1 protein-coding gene is annotated in these 1,566 nt (G+C 69.7%); it reads left to right on the forward strand.

Features of this window, described 5'->3' with window-relative positions:
- A partial coding sequence (locus ACFVW8_RS39115) for a polyketide synthase dehydratase domain-containing protein (RefSeq protein ID WP_389698819.1) occupies nt 1–1,566 on the forward strand: 1,566 nt, incomplete at both ends.

Below are 1,566 nucleotides of genomic sequence, written 5' to 3' on the forward strand. Positions count from 1 at the left end.
TTCTACTCCACCCTCACCGGTGGACTCCTCCCTGCCGACCGGGCGCTGGACGCCGACTACTGGTACGACAACCTCCGCCACACCGTCCGCTTCGAAGAGGCCACGCGCAGCCTGATCAGTGCCGATCACCACCTGTTCATCGAGGTCAGTCCTCACCCGGGTCTTGTTGTCGGTATCCAGGAGACCATTGAGGACGCAGGGTCCTTCGGTGCTGCGCTGGGTACCCTGCGCCGCGACGACGGCGGCCGCCGCCGCCTCCTCACCGCCCTCGCCGGAGCCCACGCCGCAGGCGCCCCGGTCGACTGGAGCCCGCTGCTCGGGGCCCCGGCCGAACGGCACGTCGACCTGCCTACGTACGCGTTCCAGCGTGAGCGGTACTGGCTGGAGAGCGCTCAGGGTCCGGGAGACACGGCCGGACTCGGCCTGGAAGCGGCCAACCATTCGCTGCTCGGCGCGGCCGTCGCCCTTGCCGACGGAGACGGGGCCATCCTGACCGGCAGGATCTCGCTCCAGTCGCACCCGTGGCTGGCCGACCACGCTGTCGGTGAGACCGTGCTGATGCCGGGCACGGGCTTCGTCGAGATGGCGATCCGGGCCGGCGACCACGTCGGCTGCGGACGCATCGAGGAACTCACCCTGCGTAGCCCCCTGGTCGTCCCGCAGAGCGGGACCATGAGCATCCAGATATCCGTGGGTGCCCCCGACAGCTCCGGACACCGGACCTTCTCCGTGCATGCGCGACGGGACCGGCACGACAGTGCGCCGGCCGCCGAAACGGACTGGACCTGCCACGCGACGGGCTCCCTCGCCGCCGGCACCCCCTCGCCCGGCACGCCGGCGGCCACGCCAACGGCCACCGCCTGGCCGCCGGCCGGAGCCGTCTCGCTCCCTGTCGAGGGGCGCTACACCGAGCTCGCCGAGCTGGGTTACCACTACGGACCGGTCTTCCAGGGGCTCACCGCGGCCTGGCGGCTGGGCGAGACCGTGTACGCGGAAGTCAGCCTGCCGGAAGGCGCCGACAACACCCGACTCGGTCTGCATCCCGCACTGCTCGATGCGGCACTGCACGCCATCCCGCTGAGCGGCATCGCGCAGACGGTATCGGAGCCCGGCCATGTGCTGCTGCCCTTCTCCTGGTCAGGCGTGAGCCTCCACGCCACCGGTGCGCGCACGCTCAGGGTACGTATGGACCGCACCGGTGGCGATGCCGTCGCACTTCAGCTCACCGCACCCACCGGCGAACCGGTCGCTTCGGTCGATGCTCTGTCGCTGCGATCCGTTCCGGCCGAGCAGTTCGACGTTCCCGACCAGCAGCAGAACTCCCTGTTCCGGATCAACTGGGTGGAGGCACCCGCCTCCGCGACAACCGCAGGCGCACAGGAGAACTCCGAATTCGAGCTCTACCACTCCGAGGGCCACACGGTCATGGAGGTCCTGGACCACGTGCGTGGGTGGTTGTTGGGTGAGGGTAGTGGTGGTGTGGGTCGGTTGGTGGTGGTGACGCGGGGTGCGGTTGCTGCGGGTGGTGATGGTGATGTGGTTGATGTGGTGGGTGCTGGTGTGTGG

Origin of the sequence: Streptomyces sp. NPDC058221, from assembly GCF_042882365.1 — a bacterium.
Taxonomy (GTDB): domain Bacteria; phylum Actinomycetota; class Actinomycetes; order Streptomycetales; family Streptomycetaceae; genus Streptomyces.